The sequence below is a fragment of the uncultured Demequina sp. genome, from assembly GCF_913055775.1.
Classification (GTDB): Bacteria; Actinomycetota; Actinomycetes; order Actinomycetales; family Demequinaceae; genus Demequina.
Genome location: NZ_CAJXJX010000003.1, coordinates 16,999 through 41,723 on the forward strand (window position 1 = coordinate 16,999; position 24,725 = coordinate 41,723).

Annotated in this window: 22 protein-coding genes; 5 read left to right on the forward strand and 17 right to left on the reverse strand. The window is 69.7% G+C overall.

Annotated features, from left to right (window positions below):
* The first annotated feature begins 4 nt into the window (after positions 1–4).
* Entirely contained in the window at positions 5–1,726 is a 1,722-nt protein-coding gene (locus QZ483_RS00595; protein ID WP_297080982.1) for an AMP-binding protein, read from the forward strand.
* A gap of 235 nt (positions 1,727–1,961) precedes the next feature.
* On the forward strand, positions 1,962–3,779 hold the full coding sequence (locus QZ483_RS00600; protein WP_297080984.1) for a DEAD/DEAH box helicase: 1,818 nt from the start codon (positions 1,962–1,964) through the stop codon (positions 3,777–3,779).
* A gap of 147 nt (positions 3,780–3,926) precedes the next feature.
* Here QZ483_RS00600 and QZ483_RS00605 read toward each other — a convergent pair whose 3' ends face one another.
* From QZ483_RS00605 to aceA, 3 genes are all read right to left on the reverse strand, one after another.
* A complete protein-coding gene (locus QZ483_RS00605) occupies positions 3,927–5,144 on the reverse strand; it encodes a cobalamin-independent methionine synthase II family protein (RefSeq protein ID WP_297080987.1) in 1,218 nt (405 codons plus the stop codon).
* Positions 5,145–5,247: 103 nt separating this feature from the next.
* Positions 5,248–6,867, reverse strand: coding sequence for a malate synthase A (aceB, locus tag QZ483_RS00610; protein WP_297080990.1), 1,620 nt, complete (start codon positions 6,865–6,867; stop codon positions 5,248–5,250).
* A gap of 8 nt (positions 6,868–6,875) precedes the next feature.
* Positions 6,876–8,186 carry an isocitrate lyase gene (gene aceA / locus QZ483_RS00615; RefSeq protein WP_297080992.1) on the reverse strand — a complete coding sequence of 437 codons (1,311 nt, stop codon included), beginning with the start codon at positions 8,184–8,186 and terminating at the stop codon, positions 6,876–6,878.
* A 141-nt stretch (positions 8,187–8,327) separates the two neighbouring features.
* On the opposite strand from aceA, the gene QZ483_RS00620 reads away from it, so the two are divergent.
* Positions 8,328–9,815 carry a helix-turn-helix transcriptional regulator gene (locus tag QZ483_RS00620; RefSeq protein ID WP_297080994.1) on the forward strand — a complete coding sequence of 496 codons (1,488 nt, stop codon included), beginning with the start codon at positions 8,328–8,330 and terminating at the stop codon, positions 9,813–9,815.
* 5 nt (positions 9,816–9,820) lie between these two features.
* Here QZ483_RS00620 and QZ483_RS00625 read toward each other — a convergent pair whose 3' ends face one another.
* The 13 genes from QZ483_RS00625 to QZ483_RS00685 all read right to left on the reverse strand — a co-directional run bounded on the left by QZ483_RS00625 (position 9,821) and on the right by QZ483_RS00685 (position 22,336).
* A complete protein-coding gene (locus QZ483_RS00625) occupies positions 9,821–11,002 on the reverse strand; it encodes an acetyl-CoA C-acetyltransferase (RefSeq protein WP_297080995.1) in 1,182 nt (393 codons plus the stop codon).
* Positions 10,999–11,640 carry a CoA transferase subunit B gene (locus QZ483_RS00630; protein ID WP_297081022.1) on the reverse strand — a complete coding sequence of 214 codons (642 nt, stop codon included), beginning with the start codon at positions 11,638–11,640 and terminating at the stop codon, positions 10,999–11,001. Before QZ483_RS00630 ends, QZ483_RS00625 begins: the two co-directional genes overlap by 4 nt.
* Before the next feature lie 5 nt (positions 11,641–11,645).
* Positions 11,646–12,422, reverse strand: coding sequence for a CoA transferase subunit A (locus QZ483_RS00635; RefSeq protein WP_297080997.1), 777 nt, complete (start codon positions 12,420–12,422; stop codon positions 11,646–11,648).
* Positions 12,419–13,333 carry an alpha/beta fold hydrolase gene (locus QZ483_RS00640; protein WP_297080999.1) on the reverse strand — a complete coding sequence of 305 codons (915 nt, stop codon included), beginning with the start codon at positions 13,331–13,333 and terminating at the stop codon, positions 12,419–12,421. Before QZ483_RS00640 ends, QZ483_RS00635 begins: the two co-directional genes overlap by 4 nt.
* The gene (locus QZ483_RS00645) at positions 13,330–14,082 is read right to left on the reverse strand and encodes a 3-hydroxybutyrate dehydrogenase (RefSeq protein ID WP_297081001.1); all 753 of its coding nucleotides are present in this window, start codon (positions 14,080–14,082) and stop codon (positions 13,330–13,332) included. The genes QZ483_RS00640 and QZ483_RS00645 overlap by 4 nt, the downstream gene beginning before the upstream one ends.
* Positions 14,082–14,738: a TetR/AcrR family transcriptional regulator gene (locus QZ483_RS00650; RefSeq protein ID WP_297081003.1), complete on the reverse strand. Its 657-nt coding sequence runs from the start codon at positions 14,736–14,738 to the stop codon at positions 14,082–14,084. The genes QZ483_RS00645 and QZ483_RS00650 overlap by 1 nt, the downstream gene beginning before the upstream one ends.
* Positions 14,725–16,272, reverse strand: coding sequence for a class I adenylate-forming enzyme family protein (locus QZ483_RS00655; protein ID WP_297081005.1), 1,548 nt, complete (start codon positions 16,270–16,272; stop codon positions 14,725–14,727). The genes QZ483_RS00650 and QZ483_RS00655 overlap by 14 nt, the downstream gene beginning before the upstream one ends.
* Positions 16,269–17,429, reverse strand: a complete 1,161-nt coding sequence (locus QZ483_RS00660; protein ID WP_297081007.1) for a branched-chain amino acid ABC transporter permease — start codon at positions 17,427–17,429, stop codon at positions 16,269–16,271. The genes QZ483_RS00655 and QZ483_RS00660 overlap by 4 nt, the downstream gene beginning before the upstream one ends.
* Entirely contained in the window at positions 17,426–18,301 is an 876-nt protein-coding gene (locus QZ483_RS00665; protein ID WP_297081009.1) for a branched-chain amino acid ABC transporter permease, read from the reverse strand. Before QZ483_RS00665 ends, QZ483_RS00660 begins: the two co-directional genes overlap by 4 nt.
* Entirely contained in the window at positions 18,298–19,020 is a 723-nt protein-coding gene (locus QZ483_RS00670; RefSeq protein WP_297081011.1) for an ABC transporter ATP-binding protein, read from the reverse strand. Before QZ483_RS00670 ends, QZ483_RS00665 begins: the two co-directional genes overlap by 4 nt.
* Positions 19,017–19,781: an ABC transporter ATP-binding protein gene (locus tag QZ483_RS00675; protein ID WP_297081013.1), complete on the reverse strand. Its 765-nt coding sequence runs from the start codon at positions 19,779–19,781 to the stop codon at positions 19,017–19,019. The genes QZ483_RS00670 and QZ483_RS00675 overlap by 4 nt, the downstream gene beginning before the upstream one ends.
* Before the next feature lie 28 nt (positions 19,782–19,809).
* On the reverse strand, positions 19,810–21,036 hold the full coding sequence (locus tag QZ483_RS00680; RefSeq protein ID WP_297081024.1) for a substrate-binding domain-containing protein: 1,227 nt from the start codon (positions 21,034–21,036) through the stop codon (positions 19,810–19,812).
* 133 nt (positions 21,037–21,169) lie between these two features.
* Positions 21,170–22,336: a diguanylate cyclase gene (locus QZ483_RS00685; protein WP_297081015.1), complete on the reverse strand. Its 1,167-nt coding sequence runs from the start codon at positions 22,334–22,336 to the stop codon at positions 21,170–21,172.
* A gap of 136 nt (positions 22,337–22,472) precedes the next feature.
* On the opposite strand from QZ483_RS00685, the gene QZ483_RS00690 reads away from it, so the two are divergent.
* Positions 22,473–22,892, forward strand: coding sequence for a DUF1801 domain-containing protein (locus tag QZ483_RS00690; protein ID WP_297081016.1), 420 nt, complete (start codon positions 22,473–22,475; stop codon positions 22,890–22,892).
* A gap of 9 nt (positions 22,893–22,901) precedes the next feature.
* Positions 22,902–23,465 carry a DUF4865 family protein gene (locus QZ483_RS00695; RefSeq protein ID WP_297081018.1) on the forward strand — a complete coding sequence of 188 codons (564 nt, stop codon included), beginning with the start codon at positions 22,902–22,904 and terminating at the stop codon, positions 23,463–23,465.
* Positions 23,466–23,520: 55 nt separating this feature from the next.
* Here the strand turns inward: QZ483_RS00695 and der are convergent.
* Positions 23,521–24,725, reverse strand: a 1,205-nt coding sequence (gene der / locus QZ483_RS00700) for a ribosome biogenesis GTPase Der (RefSeq protein ID WP_297081020.1), incomplete at its 5' end; no start/stop codon positions are given.

Here is a 24,725-nt window from a genome sequence, read left to right on the forward strand (position 1 = left end):
CCCGATGACCAGTCCCCACGACACCTCTGCTTCGCTGCCCGGGCACGACCCCGTCGCGGGCGCCGAGCGTCCCTGGTTCGACTACTACCCCCCGGGCGTGGCCCGCGCCGTTAAGGCCCCGGCGGAGAAGTCGCTGGGCGACATGGCCGCCGGCGCCGCCGAACGCTACGGCGACCGCGTCGCCTTCTCCAACCTCGGCGGCACCCTGACCTTCACTGAGGTCGACGCCCATGCGACCCGCATCGCGTCTTACCTACAGAACACCCTGGGTCTGCGCAAGGGTGACCGCATCGTCCTGCAGATGCCCAACCTCATGCAGTACTCCGTGGGCCTGATCGTGGTCAACGCCAACCCGTTGTACACCGCCAGCGAGCTCACAGCCGTGGTGAGGGACGCCGAGCCTCGGGCGATCATTGTGCTCGCAAACTTCGCCCACACCCTGGAGAAGGTCGTCGCCGACGCCCCGATCGAGCACGTGATCGTCACCCAGGCGGGCGACATGCTCCACCAGCCCAAGCGGAGCATCGTCAACCTTGTCGCCAAGCGCGTCAAGAAGATGGTCCCCGCGTACTCGCTCCCCGGCGCGATTCCGTTCCGCGACCTCCTGGGCGGCGACCCGGCAGCCTTCACGGATCCGGGCGTCGAGCACGGCGACGTCGCCTTCCTGCAGTACACAGGCGGCACCACCGGAGGCACCAAGGCGGCCGTCCTCACCCACTGGAATCTGCTCAACAACCAGGAGCAGTTCATCGGCCAGCTGCGCGCCGTCCTGGACGAGGCCGACTCGACTGTCGTCGCCGCGCTCCCGCTGTACCACGTGTTCGCGCTAACGGTGAACTGCATCGGCTTCTTCCGCTTTGGCGGGCACAACGTGCTCATCACGAACCCGCGCGACATTCCGGCGTTCGTCAAGACCTTGGACGAGTCCAAGCCGGACGCGCTCGTGCTCGTCTCGACACTCGCGGGTGCCCTGATGGAGAACGAGGACTTCGCGAAGCTCGACTTCTCGAACGTCAAGGTGTCCGTGGCCGGCGGCATGGCGCTGCGCACCGCCGTGGGCACGCGCTGGCGCGAGATCACCGACTCCGACATCATCGAGGGCTACGGTCTCACCGAGGCGTCACCGGTGGTGAGCGTCAATCCCACCCACCTGCCCCCCAACATCGGCACGATCGGCGTGCCCCTGCCCAGCACCGACGTCCGCATCTTGGGCGAGGACGGCCAGGAGGTCGCGCTCGGCGAGCCAGGCGAGCTCGCCGTCAAGGGCCCTCAGGTGATGCGAGGCTACTGGCGCAAGCCGGAGGAGAGCGCGGCCGTGCTCACTGACGACGGCTGGCTCCTCACCGGTGACATCGCGACCATTGACGAGCAGGGCTACCTGCGGATCGTCGACCGCAAGAAGGAGATCATCGTGGTCTCCGGCTTCAACGTCTACCCGGGCGACCTCGAGGACGCGGCCATGCAGCACCCGAAGGTGTCGGAGGCGGGCGCGATCCCGATCCCTGACGAGCACGCCGGCGAAGTCCCCAAGCTGTTCGTGGTCAAGCGCGACGCATCGTTGACGGAGGCGGAGCTCATGGCGTTCCTCAAGGAACGGCTCACCGGCTACAAGCGGCCCCGCCACATCGAGTTCATCGACGAACTTCCCAAGACCAACGTGGGCAAGGTGCTGCGCAGGGGCCTGAGGGAGATCGAGGAGGCACGGTCGCGCGCCGACGCCAAGTAGCGCAGCCGAGCCGCGTGTCGGTGGCTGGCCGTAGCGTGAGCCTCACGGTGAGGAGAGGAGAATGGCGATGGCCAGCTACGGACACGACTTCGACAAGGTGCATCGTGAGATGCAGAAGCAGACCGCACTCTTGAAGGAGATCAGGGACGCACTGCGATCGCTCGCGCAGCCACGATAGTCGGCGGTTCGTGCCCGCCATCCCGTGGAGGATCACCAACGCGACTAGCGTGGAGGCATGAGCGACGACGAAACCTTGGACGAGAACCCCACGACGTTTGCCGATCTGGGTCTGTCCGGGTCCGTCCTCAGGGCCCTCAGTGCGGTCGGATACGAGCGCCCCTCCGCCATCCAAGAGGCCACGATCCCGACCTTGCTGGGCGGCCGGGACGTCGTCGGCCTCGCGCAGACCGGCACCGGCAAGACGGCGGCGTTCGCGCTGCCCATCCTCGAGCGCCTGGACAAGGGCCAGAAGTCGCCTCAGGCCCTCGTGCTCGCGCCTACCCGAGAGCTCGCACTGCAGGTCTGCGAGGCCTTCGAGCAGTATGCGGGACACTCCAAGGCCGTCCACATCCTGCCCGTCTACGGCGGCCAAGGCTACGGCGTCCAGCTGTCCGCACTCCGGCGCGGCGTCCACGTCGTCGTGGGAACCCCCGGACGCATCATGGATCACCTCGACCGCGGCACGCTGGACCTGTCCGAGCTGAAGTACCTGGTGCTCGACGAGGCCGACGAGATGCTGAAGATGGGCTTCGCCGAGGACGTCGAGACCATCCTCGCAGCGACTCCCGAGGACAAGCAGGTCGCGATGTTCTCCGCGACCATGCCCGCCCAGATCCGGCGGCTGTCCGCGAAGTACCTGCGCGACCCGCAGGAGATCGCGGTCCGCAAGACCACCACGACCGCGAGCAACGTCGCGCAGCGCTACCTCATCGCCTCGTACCCGCAGAAGGTCGACGCCCTCACACGCATCCTCGAGGTCGAGAACTTCGACGCAATGATCGTGTTCACGCGCACCAAGAATGAGACGGAGACCCTCGCGGAACGCCTCCGGGCCCGCGGCTACGCTGCCGCCGCGATCAACGGCGACGTCCAGCAGGCCCAGCGCGAACGCACCGTCAAGCAGCTCAAGGACGGCAAGCTCGACATTCTGGTCGCCACGGACGTGGCGGCGCGCGGCCTCGACGTCGAGCGGATCACGCACGTGGTCAACTACGACCTGCCCATCGACACGGAGTCGTATGTCCACCGCATCGGCCGCACCGGACGCGCCGGCCGTTCAGGCGACGCCATCAGCTTCGTGACGCCGCGCGAGCGGCGCACGCTGAGTTCGATCGAGCGCGCCACCAAGCAGTCGCTGACGCAGATGCACCTGCCGAGCGTCGACGAGGTCAACGCGACGCGGCTCAGTCGGTTCGACGACGCCATCACCGCGGCGCTCGGGCAGACGTCACGCATCGACCGCTTCCGCGACATCATCGATCACTACGTGACGCATCACGACGTCCCCGAGGCGGATGTCGCGGCGGCCCTCGCCGTGGTGGCCCAGGGCGAGACTCCCCTGCTGCTCGACCCCGCGGACGAGCCCGTGCGCGAGGAGTTTCGCGGTCCCAAGGGCCAGTCGCGGGACCGGGACTCGCGCGACAGGCGCGGTTCGTCCGGGCCGATGCGCACGTACAGGATCGCTGTCGGCAAGCGTCACAAGGTGGAGCCGCGGCAGATCGTGGGCGCGATCGCGAACGAGGGCGGCCTGAGCAGAGGGGACTTCGGTCAGATCAAGATCCTGCCGGGGTTCTCGCTCGTCGACCTTCCCGCGGAGATCCCCGCCGATGCGCTCAAGCGTCTCGAGCGCACGCGCATCAGCGGCGTGCTGATCGAGTTGCGTCCAGACGAGGGCCGCGCGCCTCGCAGCGGTGGACCCCGGTCATCGGGACCGCGCTACGGAGGAGGTCGCGACGGCGGCCGTTCCGACCGCGGCAGCCGGGACCGCGACGGTGGGGCGAGCTACGACCGCGGGCCGCGCAAGCCCCGCAAGCCGCGAACCCCGCGCGACTAGCCAGCCGCGCGCGCATCGGCCGATCGCCATCCCTGGCGGTGCGAAAGGGTTCACCCCAGCCCCTAGACGAGCGAAATGGGCCCACTTCGCTCATCCAAGCGCTGAGGCGAGCTAATCGGGCCCGACTCGCTCGTGTCGTGCGGAGGGTCAGCCGGCGAGGCGCTGCGTCGCGATCGCCGCTCCCTCTCCCAGCGACCGCAGCTTGGCCCACGCGATCTGCGGGTGAACCCGGCCGCCCAGGCCGCAGTCCGTCGAGGCGATCACGCTCTCGGGACCGACGATCTCCGCGAAGCGCAAGATCCGGTCCGCGACCAGCTCCGGGTGCTCGACCACGTTGGTCGCGTGGCTCACGACACCCGGCACGAGCCGCGTGCCCGCGGGCAGGTCGACGTCTCGCCAGACCTTCCATTCGTGCTCATGACGGACGTTCGCCGCCTCGAACGAGTACTCGCCGGCGTTGATCTCGAGCAGCAGATCGACGATGTGGCGCAGCTCAAGATCCGTGGTGTGCGGGCCGTGCCACGAACCCCAGCAGATGTGGAGGCGCACCTGCTCGCTCGGCAGGCCCTCGATCGCATGGTTGAGCGCGTCGATGCGCGTGCGCAGGAACGCGCGGTAGTCAGCAATCGAGGGCTCGGGGTTGATCTGATCCCAGCTCTCGGCGAGCGACGGGTCGTCCAGCTGCACGGTGAGGCCAGCGTCCACGATCGCGCGGTACTCGTGGCGCATGACGTCCGCCCAGGCCCAGATGTGCTCCTCATCGGAGGCGTAGTGGGCATTGCCGATGCGCGCGGCGCTGCCGGGCGCGAGCGATGTCAGGAAACCGGTGGTCTGCCCGGTGGCATCGAGGGCGGCACCCAGGTTCGCGATGTCCGCGCCGATGAGCTCCTCGCCGCGGTAGCTCAGGTCGCCTGTGGTGATGGGCCAGAAGGGCGGCTCTCCCAGCAGGACACCCGAGGTCGGGTCGCCGTAGGCCTCGGCGAACTCGACCCAGTCGCGGCGGTCGTTCATCGAGGTGAGGCGCACGTCGCCCGGGGCCGAGCGTGCGGGCTCCGGCGGTGCGGCGTCTGCGGGAGGCAGAGCCAGGCCGGCGGTGCGCTGGAACGAGTAGGACCACCACGCGCCAAAGTCGTGGGCCGCCGTCATCGCCTTGCCGTATTCGCCGTCACCGACAATGGTGATGCCTGCGTCGAGCTGGCGCTGGACCAGGTTCTTCACGGCTTGTGCCGCGAGCTCGTCGTACTCGGCCGTGCGCTCCAGGGTGAAGCCGTCCTCGGCGACCGTCAGCGCCTGCGTCGCCGCGACCAATTCGGGCGAACGCGGAAGCGAGCCCGCCGTGGTGGTCTGGATGATCGGCTCGGTCATGGGCACTCCCTGGATGGCTCGGACGTCGCCCTCCATTGTGCCCTGCGCTGAACAGGCAGAAAGCACGGCCCGGGGTCGCCGGGCCGTGCCTGGGTCCGCCTGATCAGGCGGGAACCGGCTGCTCCTCACGCAGGTAGCGCGAGTAGCCCGGAAGGGTGAGGAACGTCGGGAAGTCGTCCCCCAGCGCGACCTCCCGCAGCAGCTCCGCGGCCTCATCGAAGCAGTCCCCGGGGAATCGGGGCATGTCCTCGAGGAGCTCGTCGAGAATGCCCGAGACCCGCACGGCGGTGACCACCTCTCCCGTGTCCGTGCACGTGCCGTACCTGATCCACTGCCACAGCTGCGAACGGCTGATCTCGGCGGTGGCCACGTCTTCCATGAGGTCGTCGATGCCTGCCGCCCCGGTGCCTCGCAGCCAGCTCTCGAGGTAGCGCAGACCTGCGGACACGTTGTGCCGCACGCCCGCGGCCGTGACAGTCGCCCCGGGGATCCGCAGGTCCAGGAGGTCGGCCGCACTGACCGAGACGTCGTCCCGACGCTTGTCCATCTGGTTCGGACGGTCGCCCAGCACGGCGTCGAACTCGGCCTGCGCGGTCGCGATCAGGCCAGGGTGCGCCACCCATGAGCCGTCGAAGCCGTCCGCAGCCTCCCGTCGCTTGTCCTGCGCGACCTTCTCGAGCGCGATCGCGGTGGCCTCCGGGTTGGAACGATTGGGGATCGCGGCCGCCATGCCGCCGATCGCCTGCGCACCACGCCGGTGACACGTGGACACCAGCAGCTCGGTGTACGCCCGCATGAAGGGCACGGTCATGGTGACCTGCGACCGGTCGGGCAGCACGTACTGCGATCCCCGCTCCCGGTAGGTCTTGATCGCGGAGAAGATGTAGTCCCAGCGCCCGGCGTTGAGCCCCGCGCAGTGGTCCCGCAACTCGTACAGCATCTCCTCCATCTCGAAGGCCGCGGGGAAGGTCTCGATGAGCATCGTGGCGCGGATCGTGCCGTGCTCGATGCCGAGCTCCTCCTCCGCGAACGAGAACACCTGATCCCACAGCCGCGCCTCGAGGTGGCCCTCCATCTTGGGCAGATAGAAGTACGGACCCGACCCGCGAGCGATCAGCTCCTTCGCGTTGTGGAAGAAGTACAGCCCGAAGTCCACGAGCGACGCCGATGCGGGGTGACGGTGCCCGTGCGTGTCCACGTGCAGGAGGTGCCGCTCCACGAGATGCCACCCGCGGGGGCGGAACACGATCGTGGGGCTGGTCTCCCCCAGCCGGTACTCCTTGCCCTCCGGGCTCGTGTACTCGATGGTCCGACGGATCGCGTCGTGGAGATTGAGCTGGCCCTCCATCATGGTCGCGAACGTGGGCGTGTTGGCGTCCTCGTGGTCCGCGAGCCACACCCGTGCGCCGGAGTTCAGCGCGTTGATCGCCATCTTCCGGTCGGTCGGGCCGGTGATCTCGACCCGCCGATCCTCGAGCCCGGGGCCAGGTCCCGCCACGCGCCACGTCGGGTCCTGACGGATGTCCTCGGTCTCGCGCAGGAAGCGCAGGTCGCGCCCGTTGGAGACCGCGGCGGCCTGGACCTGGCGATCCTCGAGCCTGTCGGCGCGCTCGCCCGCGAAACGGCGGTGCATCCTCGCGAGGAAGCTCAAGGCCTCCGGGGTCAGGATCTGGTCGTAGCGGTCTCGCATGGGACCGTCGATCTCCATGTGCGTGTCACACATGATTCCTCCTAGAACTGTTCGGCCTCGGTGGACCCGGCCATCGCCAGGGTCGAGGCAGTGGGGTTGAGCGCGGTGGACACCCGGTCGAAGTAGCCGGTGCCCACCTCCGCCTGATGCTTGGTCGCGGTGTAGCCGCTGGCCTCCGAGGCGAACTCCGCCTCCTGAAGCTCGACGTACGCGCTCATCTGGGTCTGCGCGTAGCCCCTGGCGAGCTCGAACATGCCGTGGTTCAGCGAGTGGAATCCGGCCAGGGTGATGAACTGGAAGGCGTAGCCCATGGCGGCGAGCTCGCGCTGGAAGGACGCGATCTGCGCGTCGTCCAGGTGGCGGCGCCAGTTGAAGCTGGGCGAGCAGTTGTAGGCGAGCTGCTTGTCCGGGAACTCAGCATGGATCGACTCCGCGAAGCGGCGCGCCAGCTCGAGGTCGGGCGTCGCCGACTCGACCCAGAGCAGATCCGCATACGGCGCGTAGGCGTGTCCACGGGCGAGCACCGGATCGATGCCGGACCGGACCTCGAAGAAGCCCTCGGCCGTCCTGTCCCCGGTGAGGAATTCGCGGTCGCGCTCATCCGCGTCCGAGGTGATCAGCGTGGCGGCGAGCGCGTCGGTCCGGGCGATCACGATCGTGGGCGCGCCGGCGACGTCCGCCGCGAGCCGCGCGGCGTTGAGCGTGCGGATGTGCTGTGACGTGGGCACCAGCACCTTGCCGCCCATGTGCCCGCACTTCTTCTCGGATGCCAGCTGGTCCTCCCAGTGCACGCCCGCGGCACCCGCCTGGATCATGCCGTGCATGAGCTCGTAGGCGTTGAGCGGCCCGCCGAAGCCCGCTTCGGCATCAGCGACGATGGGCGCCATCCAGTCACGCGTCGCCTCCCCCAGCGAGGTCGACTCGATCTGCGAGGCACGCATCAGCGCGTTGTTGATGCGCCGCACGACCGCGGGCACGGAGTTCGCGGGGTACAGGCTCTGGTCCGGGTAGGTCTGTCCCGACAGGTTCGCGTCGGCGGCGACCTGCCAGCCCGACAGGTAGATGGCCTTGAGGCCCGCGCGGATCTGCTGGACTGCCTGGCCACCGCTCAGAGCCCCGAGGGCGGAGATCCACTCCTCCGGGTTCTCGCGGTTCTCCTGGATCAGCTCCCACAGGCGCTCCGCACCGCGACGCGCGATGGTGGGATCCTCGCGAAACGCTCCGCGCAACGAGATGACCTCCTGAGCCGAGTAGTCGCGCTTGACACCCGCCCATCGAGGGTCGGTGGCCCACTGCGCCTCGAGCTCGAATGCGGTCTGGGTCTGGTCTCCTGGGCGGATGGTCGGGGACATCGTGGCTCCTTCGCCTCGTTGCGGTCGGTGTGGTCTCACATGACGAACATATGCAGACGATTCACGCTCGTTCCCCGCCAATCCGGCAGAACTTTCCACGATGTTCTGGACAGTGGAACTTCGCGCTGGCACCATGGCGGCATGGACACCGATGCCCAGCCCGCCGTCTCCGGCCTCGTCGACCAGCCCTCCGCCGATGGCCCTACGGCCCTCACCGTCGGGCGGCGCGTCCGGGCGGCGCGCCAGGCCAAGGGGTGGACGGTGCACCGGCTGGGCGAGGAGATCGGCCGGGCGGGGTCGCAGATCTCGGTCATCGAGAACGGTCGGCGCGAGCTCAAGCTGAGTGAGCTGCAGAACGTCGCGCGCGCGTTGGGCTGCGGTCTCGAGGAACTGCTCGATCCCTCTCCCCCGAGCCGCCGCGACGCGCTGGAGCTCGAGCTCGCGCGCGTGCAGTCAGGCCCACTCTTCGAGTCCCTGGATGTGCCCGAGCTCCCCGTGCGCAAGTCGCTGCCCGACGAGGCGATCGAGACGGTGCTGGGGCTGCACCGCGCACTGCTCGCGGAGTTGGATCGGCATGCGTCCACACCCGAGGAGCTGCGACGCGCGAATACCGAGCTGCGTGCAGAGCAGCGCCGCCGAGCCAACCACTACCCCGAGCTGGAGCGCACCGCCGCGGGCCTGCTCGACGCGATCGATCACCGCGGCGGCCCCCTGTCGCACTCCGCCGCGTCGGCGCTCGCCCATCATCTCGGCTACTCCCTGCACTACGTCCACGACCTGCCGGTGACCACGCGCTCCGTCACCGACGACCGGCGCGGACGCATCTACCTGCCCATCCGGCAGTCGGGCAATGACCGGCGCGTGGTCCTGCTGCAGGCCCTGGCCGGCACCGTCCTCGAGCACGACGAGCCGGACACCTACGAGCAGCTCCTGCGCCAGCGCGTCGCGACCAACTACCTCGCGGGTGCCCTGATGATGCCCGAACGGTCTGCCGTGGACCTGCTGGCGGCGGCCAAGGACGCCCGCGACCTGTCGGTGGAGGACCTTCGGGACGCCTTCTCGGTGAGCTACGAGACCGCGGCGCACCGGTTCTGCAACCTCGCCACCGAGCATCTGGGGCTTCCGGTGCACTTCCTCAAGGCCGATGCCTCCGGCATCGTGTCGAAGGCGTACGAGAACGACGATGTGACCTTCCCGCGCGACGCGCTGGGCCACATCGAGGGCCAGCGCGTGTGCCGCAAGTGGAGCGCTCGTCAGGTCTTCGAGCGCGACGATCGCTACGGCATTTACCACCAGTACACGGACAAGCCCAACGGCACCTATTGGTGCACGTCCGCGGTGCAGTCCGATGCGGCCGGGGACTTCTCGGTGTCCGTGGGGACCCGCTACGAGCACACGAAGTGGTTCCGTGGGCGAGACACGCAGACTCGCCAGTCCTCGCACTGCCCCGATCCGGACTGCTGCCGCGAGCCGCGGCCCGAGCTCAGCACGCGCTGGGCGGGCAAGGTCCGGCCGTCAGCGCGGCTCAACTCGTCGCTGCTCGCCGCGGCGCCGTCCGGCTCCGCCACCGGCGTGGACCGGGTCGCCGTGTACGAGTTCCTCGACCGCCACGCCGACGCGGAGTCCTGAGCGGTTCAGGCGCGCAGCAGCAGAGCGTCTCCCTGACCGCCTCCGCCGCACAGCGCGACGACGGCCGTGCCGCCTCCACGCCTCGCCAACTCATGGGCCGCATGGACCACCAGTCGTGCGCCCGAGGCGCCCACCGGATGCCCCACCGCGATGCCGCCGCCGTGGATGTTCACGCGCTCGGCGTCGACGCCCAGCATCGACTGCGACCGCGCCACCACCGCGCCGAAGGCCTCGTTGATCTCGACCATGTCGATGTCGCGCGCGTCAATGCCGTCAGCGGCACAGGCGGCCTCGATCGCGCGAGCCGGCTGCTCCTGCAGCGACGGATCCGGGCCTGCCACCTGCCCGTGCGCACCGAGGACGGCCATGACGGCCCAGCCCTCCCGCTCGGCGCGCTCCCGCGTGGTCAGCACCACCGCGGCCGCGCCGTCGGAGATCTGCGAGGCGTTGCCCGCAGTGATCGAGCCCTCGGGCGAGAATGCGGGCCGCAGCCGGGCCAGCGCAACGGCCGTCGTGTCGCCACGCACGCCCTCGTCGACGGTCACCTCGACGTCGTCTCCGCGTCGCTGCGGAACCGTCACTGGCTCGATCTCGCCATCAAAGATGCCCGCGGCCTGGGCCTCTGCGGCTCGCTCGTGAGAGCGCGCCGCCCACGCGTCCTGGTCTTCCCGGCTCACCCCGAAGTGCGCGTTGTGCCGCTCGGTCGAGGCACCCATCGAGTCCCGCTCGAAGGCGTCCGTGAGGGCGTCGTGCGCCAGGTGGTCAAGGACCTCGATGCTGCCGTAGCGCCACCCGGAGCGGGATCCCGGCATCAGGTGAGGTGCCAGGGACATCGACTCCATGCCGCCAGCGACGGCGACCTCGACCTCGCCCAGGCGGATCATGCGTGCGGCGTCGATCACGGCCGACAGCCCGGACAGGCACACCCGGTTCACCGTGCCGGCGGGGACGCTCCACGGGATGCCCGCCGCGATGGACGCCTGCCGGGCGGGGTTCTGCCCGCACCCCGCCTGCAGGACCTGCCCCATCACGACCGCGTCGACGTGCTCGGCATCGGCTCCCGCGCGCCGCAGCGCACCGCGAATCGCCGTCGCGCCCAGCTCGTGCGCTGGCACACCCGACAGAGAACCCTGCAGCTTCCCTTGCGCCGTGCGCGCCGCGCCGACGATGACGACCTCGGCGCTCACGCGGCCACCTTGATGGTCAGCGGCGCGCCGGTGGCGGCCTCGACCTCAGCGACGGTCACCCCGGGCGCGATCTCCACGAGCTCGAGGCCCTCAGACGTCACGTCGATCACCGCAAGGTCAGTGATGATGCGGTCCACGACGGCCTTGCCAGTGAGGGGCAGTGTGCACTGCTCGACGATCTTGTGGCTGCCATCGCGCGCGACGTGCTCCATCAGCACGATCACCTTGCGAGCACCGTGGACCAGGTCCATCGCGCCGCCCGGGCCCTTGACCATCTTCCCCGGGATCATCCAGTTCGCGAGGTCTCCGCCGCTCGACACCTGCATGCCTCCCAGGATCGCGGCGTCGATCTTGCCGCCGCGGATCATGCCGAAGCTCGTGGCGGAGTCGAAGTACGCGGCACCCGGCAGCACCGTCACGGTCTCCTTGCCGGCGTTGATGAGGTCGGGGTCCACCTCGTCCTCGGTGGGGTACGGCCCCACGCCCAGGATCCCGTTCTCGGACTGCAGCACCACGGTGACGCCGGGCGGCAGGTGATTGGGCACGAGCGTCGGGAGCCCGATGCCCAGGTTGACGTACGAGCCGTCCGCCAGCTCTCGCGCCGCGCGGGCGGCCATCTCGGTCCGGGTGAGCGCCACGGCGATCACGCTCCTTCCGCGGCGGACACGGTCCGCCTCTCGATGCGCTTCTCGATGCCGACGCCCACCTCGAGCACCCGATGCACGAAGACGCCGGGCAGATGCACCTCATCGGGACCGATCTCGCCCGGCTCGACCAGCTCCTCGACCTGCGCCACGCAGACGCGACCGGCCATCGCGGCGAGGGGGTTGAAGTTGCGGGCCGACTTGTCGAAGACCAGGTTGCCGTGCCGGTCGCCACGGCGCGCGTGCACCAGGGCGTAGTCCGTCACGATGGACTCCTCCAGCACGTACTCACGCTCGCGCCCGTCGACGGTGAAGGTCCTGACCTCCTTGGGCTCGGAGGCGACCGCGACGCCGCCCGCACCGTCGTAGCGCAACGGGAGCCCGCCATCGGCCATCTGAGTCCCCACGCCGGTGGTCGTGAAGAACGCTGCGATGCCCGCACCGCCGGCGCGGAGCTTCTCGGCGAGCGTGCCCTGGGGCGTGAGCTCCACCTCGAGATCCCCCGACAGGAACTGGCGCTCGAAGTCCTTGTTCTCCCCAACATACGACGACGTCATCTTGCGAATGCGCTGCGCTCGCAGCAGGAGCCCCAGGCCCCAGTCGTCCACGCCGCAGTTGTTCGACACGATCGACAGATCGCGCGTGCCCTGCGCCAGCAGTGCGGTGATCAGCGCCATGGGATTGCCGCACAGCCCGAACCCGCCCACGGCCAAGGAAGCGCCATCCGGGATGTCCGAGACGGCCTCCATGGCCGATCCGATGGTCTTGTCGATCATGCGAGGGCTCCCTTCTTCGCGGCCTCGATCTCCTCCGCGGCGAGCGCCGCGACCATGCGACCCCCGTCCGGCGACATCACGATGGTGTAGTGGTTGAAGCCGTCGATGCGCTGGTGCTCGATCGCCGGCAGATCCGCGAGGACGCGCTCGAGGTAGTCCGGGGCATAGAGGCCCGGTTCCTCGTTCAGCAGTCCTCGCCCGACCGTCACGAGCCGCATAGGTGGCTCCACCGCCGCGATGGCGTCGCGCAGCGCGTTCCCCTCGATCATGTCGGCGGTGTCCGCCACCGTGACCTCCAACGAGGTCGCGGCGCGGTACTCCTCTCCCTCGGGCACCAGGTCGTACGCGAAGTAGGCCTCCAGCTGCTCATCCCACGATGCCGCGAACGCCGGGTGCGGTCGCCAGTAGTCGAGATAGGCGTCGAGATCCGCGAACCTCATCGACAGCCGCTCGGCGGTGGGACCCAGGATCGCGCCCACGAGCACCTCGGGGGGCACGTTGGCCGGCACGTCGAGCGGCAGCCCGCCGTCGACCAGCAGGGTGCGGGCGACGCGGTCGGGGTGCCGATGCGCGAGCACCATGGCGACGAAGCCACCCATGGAGTGGCCCACGACGGTGGCACTCTCGACGCCCAGGGCGTCAAGCGCGGCGACGATGTCATCGGCGTGCGCGGCCATGCCTGCGGCCGAGCCCACACCCGCGCTGCGCCCGCGCCCCCGCAGGTCCGGGGCGATCACCAGCGCGTTCGACAGGTGCGGCACCACGTGCGCGAAGGCCAGGTGCGACGCGGTGACACCGTGGATGAGGACCACGGCGCCGTCGCTGTCCCCACCGTCGGGCTCCCACACGCCCACGCGCAGATCGCCCCCGTCGACCGCGACGTCGAGCGTCCGATAGTGCTGACCCGTCATCGCGCCGTCCAGCCGCCGTCGATCGTGTAGGACGCCCCCGTGACCATGCCGGCGTGGTCGGACGCGAGCCAGCTCGCGAGCGACGCGACCTCGCGCGGTTCCACCAGGCGCTTGACGGCGGTCTCTGTCAGCATGATCCGCTCGACCACCTCGCCCTCGGGGATCCCGTGAACGCGCGCCTGATCCGCGATCTGCTTCTCGACGAGCGGCGTGCGCACATAGGCCGGGTCGATGCAGTTGGACGTGACGCCGTGCGGCCCGCCCTCGAGCGCTGTGACCTTGGACAGGCCCTCCAGCCCGTGCTTGGCTGACACGTAGGCCGACTTGAACGCGCTTGCGCGCAGCCCGTGGACGCTCGAGATGTTGAGGATCCGCCCCCAGCCGCGCTCGTACATCCCCGGCAGCACCGCCCGGATGAGCAGGAACGGCGAGACGAGCATGAGGTCGTGGATGAAGCGGAAGGCCGCCGGGTCGAAGCTCTCGAGGGGCGACACCCGCTGGATGCCCGCGTTGTTGACCAGGATGTCTGCGTCGAGCTCGACCGTCTCGAGCGCCGTCGTGTCCGCCAGGTCGACCTGCCAGGCCTCTCCCCCGACCTCCGCTGCGACGGCCGCAGCGGCATCGCCGTCGATGTCAGCGACGGTCACTGTCGCCCCGAGCCGGGCGAACTCCTCGACGCACGCACGCCCGATGCCACTCGCGCCGCCGGTGACGATCGCTCGCCTGCCCTCGAGTCCCCTGTCCGCCATCACTCATCGCCTCCCTGCGTGCGCCGGCCTCCCAGCGCGTTGTCGATGAAGCGCATCATGGAGTCGAACACCTCGTCGTCGAGGGCCGCCGGTGCGCCGTTCACGTCGCGGTCCCACAGCAGGAACCTCATGCCGATCAGCTCGCCCACGCCCATGAGCGCCCATGCCGCGACGTGCGGGTCGAGCCGAGGGTCGATGTCGCCGTCGGACTGCGCCCGGGCCAGGCCCTGACGGTAGCCCTCGACGATGCGCTCGTAGTGGAGCTTGAGCGTGGGAGGCGAGACGAACTCGGCCTCGCGCACCACGCGATAGAGGGCCGGGTGCTCGGCGGTGAACCGGAAGAAGCCTGCGAATCCGGCGCGCTCTGCCTCGATGCGCGTCGTCGCGCCTTCCATCTCCTCGGACATCGAGCGCCGGACCCGCTGGTTGAGGTCCAGCACCAGGTCCTCGAAGATCGCCTGCTTGGTCTCGAAGTACAGGTAGAACGTGCCGAGACCGATCCCGGCGTGCTCCGTGATCTTCACGATCGACGCCTCGTGATACCCCAGTTCCGCGAAGACATGCTCGGCGGCATCCAGCAGCCGAGCCCGGGTCTTCTCGCCGCGAGCGGTCAGCGGACGGCCTGCCGTGGACAGCGACTGCTCATCGGTAGTCATGGCTGGCCTCCTCCATCATCCGCGCGGCGCGTTCACGCAGCTGGGCGCGAGCGACCTTGTGCGGTCCCGCGGTCGGCAGCGCCGCCACGATCTCGATGTGACCGGGGACCTTGAAGCCTGCGAGGCGCGACCGGGCATGTGCGCGCAGCTCATCCGCGGACAGCGCCGCACCACCGCGCGGCACCACGAAGGCGACTCCGCGCTCACCCCACACGGGGTCAGGTGCTCCCACCACGGCCACCTCCGCAACCAGCGGGTGCAGCGCAAGCGCGGCCTCGACCTCCGCGGGCGCGACGTTCTCCCCGCCGGAGATGTAGATCTCCTTGAGCCGCCCCACGATCGCGTAGTCACCGTCCGCATCGCGATGCGCCAGATCCCCCGTGCGCAGCCACTCGCCGTGCATGGCGTCGGCGGTGGCCACGGGATCGTCCAGGTAGCCCGCGAACACCGACGGCCCCCGCACCCACAGTTCCCCGGTCGACTCGCCCTCGAGCGCAAGCCCGGTATCCGGGTCGGCGATCATCACCTCGACGTGCGGGTAGGGCCTGCCGACGGTTCCGGGCCCCGCGTCGGCCAGCCCGGCGGGCACATGCAGCACGTTGGGACCGGCTTCGGTCAGGCCGTATCCGGCCGTCAGGCGAATGCCGCGCGCTGCCCACGCGTCGGCGACGTCCTCGGTCAGTGGCGCCCCTCCCACCACGACGAGGCGCAGCGTCTCGAGGCGGGCCTGAGGCCACGAGGCATCGTCCGCGAGCATCCGGTATTGAGTCGGCACTCCCATCATCGTGGTGACGCCGCGCTCGCCGATCAGCCGCAGCGCTCGCGACGGCTCGAACGACGATTCCAGCACGACCGTCGCCCCCGCCCACCACGCCAGCAGCGGCTGGACGTTCCACGCGGCGACGTGGAACTGCGGCAGGATCGCGAGCACCACGTCGTCGGCGGTGAGCGGCAGTGCCTGCTGCAGCGCGAGGTTGTTCCAGAAGCAGTTCTCGTGGGTCAGCACCACGCCCTTGGGCTCGGCCGCCGAGCCGGAGGTGAAGATCACCAGGAGCGGGTCCGAGTCCCGCACGGGCCGCGCTGTGACGGGCTGGCGCGCAGCAGGCACGTGCGCCTCGATGCCGGACGTGCCGAGCGTCTGCTGAGGCGCGGCACTCCCGGCGATGCGCGTGGCCTCCATGGCGAGCGTCGAGTGCTGCTCGTCGACGAGAATCAGCTCCGGAGCGGCGCGCTGCACCAGCGCGGAGAGCTCGGACGCCGTGAGGCGCCACGACAGCGGCACGAACGCCACTCCTGCCAGGGCGCACGCGAAGAACGCGATGACCTGGTCGGTCGAGCTCGCGGACACCGTCGCGATGCGGTGACCCGGCCCATAGCCGGCGTCCCGCAGCCCCTGCGCCAGCGCATCGGCCCGCACCGCGAGTGTCCGGTAGTCGGTCGCGACACCGCGGTCGTCGATCGCGATCCGCTCCGGGTGCTGAACGGCGCGATCGAGCAGGAAGCGCCCGATCGTGTGGCGCGTGGTCTCGGTCATGCGCGCACCTCGACCGGCTCGTCGTTCGCGGACGCGTCCGCGTCGAGCTCGCGCAGTCCCTCGTCGCGGGCGTTGCGGTGGCGGCGCCGGTCGATCCACGCATGCACCGTGCCGGCGATGCCGCCGGGCGCGAACAGCACCATCAGGATGAACAGCGTGCCCAGGATGAACAGCGGCTCGGACAGCGGGATGCGGAGCACAGAGGGCAGTGCGTCGATCGCGTCCGATCCCGCCAGGACCGTGAGGCGCTGGTCGAGGATCGTGTACACGACGCCGCCCAGCACGGCGCCCCAGCGATAGCCCACTCCCCCGAGCACGACCATCACGAGGACGGTGATGGTCAGGTCCGCGGACACGGCGCGCGGCACCGTCCCGGACTGCAGGAGCATGTAGGCCATGCCGGCGAGGCCTGCGCACAGACCGGCGATGACGAACAGCGTGAGCCGGGCGCGGTTGGGCTTGAGCCCGAGCACGCGCACCCGCAGCTCATTCTCGCGCGTCGCGCTCGCGAGGTGCCCCAGGCGCGAACGGTCCACCCACAGCGCGACGAGGTAGACGACGACCACCATCACGAGGCAGGCCCAGTACAGGTTGCGCGTGTTGATCACGCCCACGAGCGCGTCGGGAACGCCCTCGGTGTTGAGGCTCAGTCCCTCTTCGCCACCGGTCACCGAGGCGTTGCGTCGCACGAGCACCGATCCGGCCTGAGCGAAGGCCAGCGTGACCATCGCGAACGGAATCCCGTTCACGCGCATCGCCACGGAGCCGGTGATCAACGCGATGACCAGCCCGCCGAGCAGCGCGATGAGCACGCCCGGCCACAGCGGCACGCCCAGGTGCTCGAGGGCGATGCCCAGTCCGTACGCGCCGGCGCCGAAGTACAGCGCGTGGCCGAACGACAGCATGCCCGAGGTGCCCAGCAGCATGTTGTAGCTGAGCGCCAGCGCCGCGAACACCATGGCCAGCGACATCAGGGCCATTGCTCCCGGCTGGTAGGTGGGCGTGGGCAGGATGCCAGGAATCGAGATGTTCAGCAGGGGCAGGCACGCGAGCAGGACCACGAAGCCCACTCCCGCGAGCAGCGGCGCACGACGCCGCAGCTCACTGCTCCAACCACGGCCAGCCGATGCGGGGGCTGAGTTGTCGGTGGCGGTCATGCCGTCCTCCCCAAGAGTCCCGCGGGCCGCACGAGCAGCACTGCCGCGAGGGCGACGACGACGATGAGGTCGCCGGTGCCGCCCAGGTAGTAGTTGGCGAACTGCTGCAGCACGGCCACGAGCACGGACGCGATCGCCGCACCGGTGAGCGAGCCCAGGCCACCGATGACGGTGACGATGAACGCGAAGATCAGCAGGGTCGATCCCAGGTGCGCGGACACGTAGCCCGTGTAGTGCGACGCGAGCACGCCGCCCACTCCTGCGGCGGACCCGCCGATCGCGAAGACCAGGGTGAAGGCCTTCCTGACATCGATGCCGAGCGCGGTCACCATCTTGCGATTCTCCACCCCGGCCCTGATGATCATGCCGAACCGGGTGAAGCGCAGGAACACGACCAGCGAGATCAGCAGTGCCGTCGCGGCCGCCATGAGGACCCAGTAGGTGTTGGGCACCTGGGCGCCGAACACGCTGGTGGTCTCGTTCATCCAGGCCGGCGCGGAGATGTAGATCGGGTCCGACCCCCAGATGCCCTCGAACAGGGCGACCGCCGCGAGGGCGAGACCCACCGTGACCAGCACCTGCTCGATATGGCGTTCGTACAGGGGCCTGATGAGCGCGAGCTCGGTGAGCGTCGCGAACAGTGCTCCGACCACGCCGCCGATCACCACGGAGGCGGCGAACGCCCACCACGTGTCGGAACCGATGCGCCGCGCGATCTCGAAGCCCAGGAACGCTCCGAACGTGAGGAAGGCTCCGTGAGCGAAGTTCAGCACGTGCATGAGCCCGTAGATCAGGCTCAGGCCGGAGGCGACCAGGAAGTACAGCGCTCCCAGGCCCACTCCCGTGATGAGGATCAGGATCAGCGTGCTCATGCGCTCGCTCCCGTCTCCGCGGTGCCGACGCCCAGCAGGCGGTGCACGAGCGCGTCGTCGTCGAGGATCGCGTTCGCGTCGCCCGTGTGCACCACGCGCCCTCCATCCAGGACGATCGCGTCCGCGGCGAGCCGGCGCACCACCTCGAGGTTCTGCTCGACCAGCAGGATCGGCACAGTGGCCGATGCCTCGGCGAGAGCCTCGGCCACCTCGCCCACGATGCGGGGCGCGAGGCCCTTGGTGGGCTCGTCGACCATCAGCAGCCGGTTGTCGTTGATGAGCGCTCGAGCGAGCGAGACCATCTGCTGCTGGCCGCCGGACAGGGTCCCGGCCGCCTGCTGGCGCCGCTTCACGAGATCCGGGAACAGTGCGTCGACGAACTCGCGACGCGGGTTCTTCTGACGCTCGGCGAGCGCCAGGTTCTCCGCGACCGTGAGCTTCGAGAACACCTCGCGGTCCTCGGGCACGTAGCCGATGCCGCGCTGGACGATGCGATGGGTCGCGAGACCGTCGATGCGGTCTCCGGCGAGCGTCACCGAGCCCGTGCGCTGGATCAGGCCGAGGATCGCTCGCAGCGTCGAGGTCTTGCCCACGCCGTTGCGGCCCAGGACCGCCGTGATGCCGGTGGACGGCACCGAGAAGGAGACGTCCTCGACCACCTGTTGGCCGGCGATGGTCGCCTGGAGACCCTCGACCTCCAGGATGGGCTGGGCGCTCATGCCGCCGTCCCCAGGTAGGCGCTCTGCACGCGCGGATCCGCCATGATCTTGTCCGGGGTGTCGAACGCGATGATCGTCCCGGACGCCATGACCGCGACCTTCTGGGCGAGGTCCATCAGCACCTCGATGTGGTGCTCGACGATGAGCACGGTGCAGCCCTTCTCCTCGTGCAGGTCGCGGATGCGATCGACCAGGCCGGGGACATCGCCTGAGCCCACGCCGGCCATGGGCTCGTCGAGCAGCACCAGTCCCGCGTCGGTCGCGAGCAGCACGGCGATCTCCAGCTTGCGCTTGTCGCCATGGGAGATGTCTCCCGCTGCGGTGTGGGCACGATGGTCCAGCCCCACAGCCCTGAGGCAGTCCATCGCGACCTCGGTCGCACGGTCGCCGCGCCGCGGGAAGTGCAGCAGCGAGTAGTCGCCGCCGATCCCCACCTGCGCGGCGACGCGCACGTTCTCGAGCACACTCAGCCTCGGGAAGTTGCTCGAGGTCTGGAAGGTGCGCCCCAGTCCCGCCCGCGCTCGGGCCGGCACGGACATCGCGGTGATGTCGTGGCCGTCCATGGAGATCGATCCGGCCGTGGGCCGCATGAGCCCGGAGATCGCGTTGAACAGCGTGGTCTTGCCTGCGCCGTTCGGACCGATCACCCCGATCAGGGCTCCCGGCTCGACCTCGAGATCGACATCCTGCAGGATGGTCGCGCCGCCGATCGTCAGGCCGAGGCCCTGGACGGACAGCGCGGACGGGACTGGTGTGCTCACCTTCTGGCTCCTCCTTGAACCGCGCGGCCTACTGCGCCTCGGCCGGTGCCACCGCGTCCGCCGGGGCGGTCGCGATCAGCTCGGGCACGTAGGAGTCACCGTCGGCCACGAGGGAGACCTGGTACATCTCCTGGATCAGAGCGTGGTCCGACGCGCGCACGGTCGTGGAGCCCTTGGGACCATCGAACGTGTAGCCCTCGAGAGCGGCGATCATCGCGTCGACGTCGCCCGCGCCCTGCTCGATCGCATGCACGATCATGAGCGCTGCGTTGAAGCCGTCGGGGCTGAACAGGTCGGCCTCGCCGCCCTCGGCCTCGATCGCCTCGACCATCGCGGTGTTGACCTCGTTGTCCGGGCCTCCCGCGAAGTAGTGGTTGAGGAACCCGATGGACTCGGACGCCTCGCCGTAGGCGCCGTACGTCGCGACGTCACCCAGGCCGGTGACGACCTGGACCTGGTCGAGCACGCCCTGCTGGCTCATCGACTGCCACATGGCGACCGAGGTCGCACCCGCCCAGGCCACGAAGACCAGGTCGGGGTCGGCGTCGATCACCTGCTGCGCGAATGTGGTGAACTCCGTGACGTCCTCGGCCACGAGGATCGAGTCGACGTTCGCTCCGCCCGCACCCAGGATCGCGTCCACGGCGGCCACGTTGCCCTGGCCGAACGCGGTGTCCTGGGCGAAGACCAGCACGTCCTTGCCGTCGATGCCGTCGAGGAACGAGCCGGCCGTCGCGACGTCCTGCGAGCTCTGGCGACCCGAGCGGAACGTGTACTCGTTGAGGCCAGTGATCGCATCGGCCGCAGCCGGGCCGGACACGTAGAGCACCTGGTTCTGCGCGGCCTGCTCGGCGAGCGCCAGGGCCACACCCGAGGAGACCGTGCCGCCGAGGATGTTCACTCCCTGACCGATGAGCTCCTTGGCCGCGGTCACGGCCTTGTCGGGGTCGCCGCCGTCATCGCGGTAGTCCACGACGATCTCGTAGTTGCCCACCGTGCTGGTGCCATCGGTGGCGTAGTCGAGGCCGGCGCGGAAGCCGGCGAGGTACTGCTCGCCGTAGCCGGCCAGAGGGCCGGATTCGGACGAGATGATCCCGACGGTCACCTCCTGCATCTCGACCGTGGGCTCCTCGGTTGCGGAGGAGTCGTCCGAAGGAGCACTGGTCTCCTCGGGCTCGGAGGACGGCGCGCACGCCGCCAGGACAGTGGCCATCACGACCGCGGTGCTGAACAGCACCGGCTTCACTACACGCATCATGCGTCCCTTTCGCCATTGAAAGCAGTCAACCTGAAACATGATTCAGGTTGTGGTTCACACTAGGAGGGAGATGGCGGAGACGTCAAATCTGCGGCGCGTCGCGACCGCGGAGCTCTACGGTCCGAACCGTTCAGGTCGGCTCGGGCGTGTAGGCGACCACGCGGTCCCGGCCGTCGGCCTTGGCCTGGTACATCGCCTTGTCCGCATGCTCGAAGACGTCCGTGAGCGTCTCCCCGTGCTCGCCGGCGGCGACACCGAAGCTGACGGTGGGCAACGGCGTCTCGAAGCTCGCGGCACGTGCCGCGAAGGCCGCTGCGAGGTCGTCGAGGCGCTCGCTCGCGCGCTCAGGCGCGTCCCGGAGCAGCAGAGCGAACTCCTCGCCGCCCAGCCGGCCGGCGAACTCGCCGACGCCCACGGCCTCGCGCAGCACGTCCGCGAACTCGCGGAGCGCCAGGTCGCCGGCGGCATGCCCGTGCACGTCGTTGATCTGCTTGAAGTGGTCGAGATCGGCGACCACCAACGACACGCCCGCAGGAGAGTCCGTCACGGCCGTCTCCGCCCACGCCAGGAACTCCGAGCGCCCCAGCAGGCCCGTCAGGTCATCCGAGATGGCCCGGCGCCGGAGGTCATGCGTGCGCTGATCCCAGCCGAGCGCCGACGCCGAGAAGGTGACGGCGACGAGGCACAGCAGGAGGATGGCCGAGGTGGCCCCCGTGCCCGCGAGCGTCTGGAACAGCGCGGACTCCGGGCCCACCGCCAGGAACAGCGCCGCGCGCTCGACGTAGAACCCGCACAGCACGGTCGCGGCCAGCGCGCTCACGAGCAGCGCGACCCTCGCCTCGCCGCCGGACCCGAGCTCGCGGCGATGCTCGTGCCACGTCGCCCAGACCTCGGTCGCGGCGGCCCCGAGCATCGCCGCCATGTAGATGAACAGGATGCCGTCGCCCGCCCAGATGTTCTCCGCGGGGTCACCGAGCGCGGCAAGAGCGAGGACCAGGGCCGCCCCTGCCGGCAGCACCCAGATCGGTACCGTGGACCGCCTCAGCGACCGCGTAGCGAACCACGTGCACGTGACCCCCACGGCGGACGCCACGCTCGACGCGGGGTTCGCGAGCCCCTGCACGATCGTGCCGTTCATCAGCAGGAACGTCGACGACAGGCCCGAGCACAGCAGCGCCAGCGTCCACCAGCCCGCGAACGCCGATCGCGTCGGTCGGTAGACACCCAGGTAGAACAGCACGAGCACCATGAGCGACACGGCGCCGAGCATCAGGCGCATGGTCTCGATGTCGAACACGCAGCACAACCTATCCGCCGCACGGGCGCGCTGGCGAGAGGATCGTGACGCACGCCACGCCGTGGATCGTGCGCGGACTCGAGGCGTCCCGTCGCGCGCCCGCGCGACGGGGTCGCGCCAGACATACCCTGGGGTCATGGCAGAGAACAAGACGCAACCGACGGATCAGCCAGTCGCGGACTTCCTCGCGAGCGTCACGCCCGAGCGGCGCAGGCTCGAAGGCGAGCGTCTGCTCGCGATCATGACCGAGGTCACCGGTGACGAGGCCGTGATGTGGGGGCCCACGATGGTCGGGTTCGGGAGCTACCACTACCGCTACGCGTCCGGTCGCGAGGGCGACATGCTCCGCGTGGGCTTCTCGCCGCGCAAGGCCCAGCTCTCGCTGTACGGGCTGAACGAGGATCCCGCGCAGAAGGCGCTCCTTGAGCGCCTCGGTCCTCACACGTCCGGTGCGAGCTGCGTCTACGTCAAGCGCCTCGAAGACGTCGACGAGGAGGTTCTCCGCGATCTGATCGACCTGGGCTACCAGCACGGGGACTATGACGCGACCGCCTAGGCTCGACGCATGATCCTTCTGCACTGCTCCGTCTCCCTGCCGCGCGACTACTCCGTGGACCGCGTGCGGGAGCGTGTGGCCGCCCAGGCGCCCGAGCTGGACTCCGCACCGGGGCTCCTGCTCTTCGCGCACGGGCTGCGCGTCGCCGGCGAGCGAGGCATCGGCACGCACCGGCTGGCAATGGCGGCGGTGTGGTCGAACACCTCACGCCTCGCGGCGTACCTGTGGGAGCCCGGCGGTCTCGAGCGCGTGCGCGCGCAGTACGGGAGCGTCGACGTCTCACTGTGGTCGATCGCGGGGCTCCAGATCGATCGCGCCAAGACCGGCCGCGCCGATCGCCTGGTGATCCAGACCTCCGCCCCCGACGCGGACACTCCCCTGTCAGCCCTGGGAGCCCAGGCGAAGGACGCCGCGGACAAGGCGCTGCGCAGCCGCGATGTCCACGCGGCGGCGAGAGGGGTCGATCCGGGTCGGGGCTGCTCGCTGGCGGTCGACCTCAGGACGGGGCTTCCCCGCGACGGCGAGGACGACGCGTTCGAGCTGCTGCACCTGTCCGTTCCGCCGGTGGGGTAGGCCCGTCGGCCTCAGCTCATGGCGGGCCGATGCGGGGGCCGGGTGGGCGCTGCCGTCACCGCCTCTTGCGCTTCTCGCGCACGCGCACAGAGATCTGGATCGGCGATCCCTCGAACCCGAAACGCTCGCGCAGTCGCCGCTCGATGAAACGACGGTACGTGGGATCGATGAAGCCGCTCGCGAAGATGACGAACCTCGGCGGCCGCGTGGACGCCTGCGTGCCGAACAGGATCTTGGGCTGCTTGCCGGAGCGCACCGGATGGGGATGCTCCGCGACCAGCTCTCCCAGGAAGGAGTTGAGCCGGCCCGTCGAGACGCGCTGATCCCAGCTGCCAAGCGCCAGGTCGATCGCGGGCACGAGCCGGTTCGTGTGCCAGCCCGTGCGTGCCGAGAGGTTGATCCGGAGCGCCCAGGGCAGCTGCACGAGGTCCTGCTCGATGCTGCGCTCCAGCAGGAAGCGCTCGTCCTCACCCACCAGGTCCCACTTGTTGAACACCAGCACCAGCGCACGACCGGCGTCGACCACCTGAGAGATGACGCGCGTGTCCTGGTCCGTGAGCGGCTGCGACGCGTCGAGCAGCACGAGCGCGACCTCGGCGCGATCGATCGCGGCACCCGTGCGCAGCGAGGCGTAGAAGTCCGCGCCCTTGGTCATGTGAACGCGGCGACGGATGCCTGCGGTGTCGACCAGCGTCCACGCGCGGCCGCCGATCTCGACGCGCTCGTCGACGGGGTCGCGCGTGGTGCCCGCGGTCTCGTCGACCACGACGCGACGCTCCCCCGCGAGCTGATTCAGAAGCGAGCTCTTCCCCACGTTGGGCCGGCCCACCAGCGCGATGCGGCGCGGCGCCTCGGGGTCGATCTCGACCTCCGGCATCTCCGTGGGCAGTGCCGCGACAGCCGCGTCGAGCAGGTCGCCCGTGCCACGACCGTGCAGCGCGCTGACCGGGTACGGCTCGCCGAGCCCGAGGTTCCACAGCGCCGCGGCCTCGAGCTCGCCCTGCGGGCCGTCCACCTTGTTGGCGGCGAGGATCACCGGCTTGCCGGAGCGCCGGAGCAGCTTCACGACCTTCTCGTCCGACGCCGTCGCCCCGACCGTCGCGTCGACGACGAACAGGATCGCGTCCGCCATGTCGATCGCGACCTCGGCCTGCTGAGCGACCGACAGGTCGAGGCCCTGGACCTTGGCCTCCCAGCCGCCGGTGTCCATGAGCATGAAGTCGGTGCCCGCCCACTCGGCCGGGTACGACACGCGATCGC

Excerpts from the sequence above, each read along its gene's own strand:
- QZ483_RS00595 (WP_297080982.1), top strand. The coding sequence starts at position 5 with ATGACCAGTCCCCACGACACCTCTGCTTCGCTGCCCGGGCACGACCCC.
- QZ483_RS00600 (WP_297080984.1), top strand. The coding sequence starts at position 1,962 with ATGAGCGACGACGAAACCTTGGACGAGAACCCCACGACGTTTGCCGAT.
- QZ483_RS00605 (WP_297080987.1), bottom strand. The coding sequence starts at position 5,144 with ATGACCGAGCCGATCATCCAGACCACCACGGCGGGCTCGCTTCCGCGT.
- aceB (WP_297080990.1), bottom strand. The coding sequence starts at position 6,867 with ATGTGTGACACGCACATGGAGATCGACGGTCCCATGCGAGACCGCTAC.
- aceA (WP_297080992.1), bottom strand. The coding sequence starts at position 8,186 with ATGTCCCCGACCATCCGCCCAGGAGACCAGACCCAGACCGCATTCGAG.
- QZ483_RS00620 (WP_297080994.1), top strand. The coding sequence starts at position 8,328 with ATGGACACCGATGCCCAGCCCGCCGTCTCCGGCCTCGTCGACCAGCCC.
- QZ483_RS00635 (WP_297080997.1), bottom strand. The coding sequence starts at position 12,422 with ATGATCGACAAGACCATCGGATCGGCCATGGAGGCCGTCTCGGACATC.
- QZ483_RS00640 (WP_297080999.1), bottom strand. The coding sequence starts at position 13,333 with ATGACGGGTCAGCACTATCGGACGCTCGACGTCGCGGTCGACGGGGGC.
- QZ483_RS00645 (WP_297081001.1), bottom strand. The coding sequence starts at position 14,082 with ATGGCGGACAGGGGACTCGAGGGCAGGCGAGCGATCGTCACCGGCGGC.
- QZ483_RS00650 (WP_297081003.1), bottom strand. The coding sequence starts at position 14,738 with ATGACTACCGATGAGCAGTCGCTGTCCACGGCAGGCCGTCCGCTGACC.
- QZ483_RS00655 (WP_297081005.1), bottom strand. The coding sequence starts at position 16,272 with ATGACCGAGACCACGCGCCACACGATCGGGCGCTTCCTGCTCGATCGC.
- QZ483_RS00660 (WP_297081007.1), bottom strand. The coding sequence starts at position 17,429 with ATGACCGCCACCGACAACTCAGCCCCCGCATCGGCTGGCCGTGGTTGG.
- QZ483_RS00665 (WP_297081009.1), bottom strand. The coding sequence starts at position 18,301 with ATGAGCACGCTGATCCTGATCCTCATCACGGGAGTGGGCCTGGGAGCG.
- QZ483_RS00670 (WP_297081011.1), bottom strand. The coding sequence starts at position 19,020 with ATGAGCGCCCAGCCCATCCTGGAGGTCGAGGGTCTCCAGGCGACCATC.
- QZ483_RS00680 (WP_297081024.1), bottom strand. The coding sequence starts at position 21,036 with ATGCGTGTAGTGAAGCCGGTGCTGTTCAGCACCGCGGTCGTGATGGCC.
- QZ483_RS00690 (WP_297081016.1), top strand. The coding sequence starts at position 22,473 with ATGGCAGAGAACAAGACGCAACCGACGGATCAGCCAGTCGCGGACTTC.
- QZ483_RS00695 (WP_297081018.1), top strand. The coding sequence starts at position 22,902 with ATGATCCTTCTGCACTGCTCCGTCTCCCTGCCGCGCGACTACTCCGTG.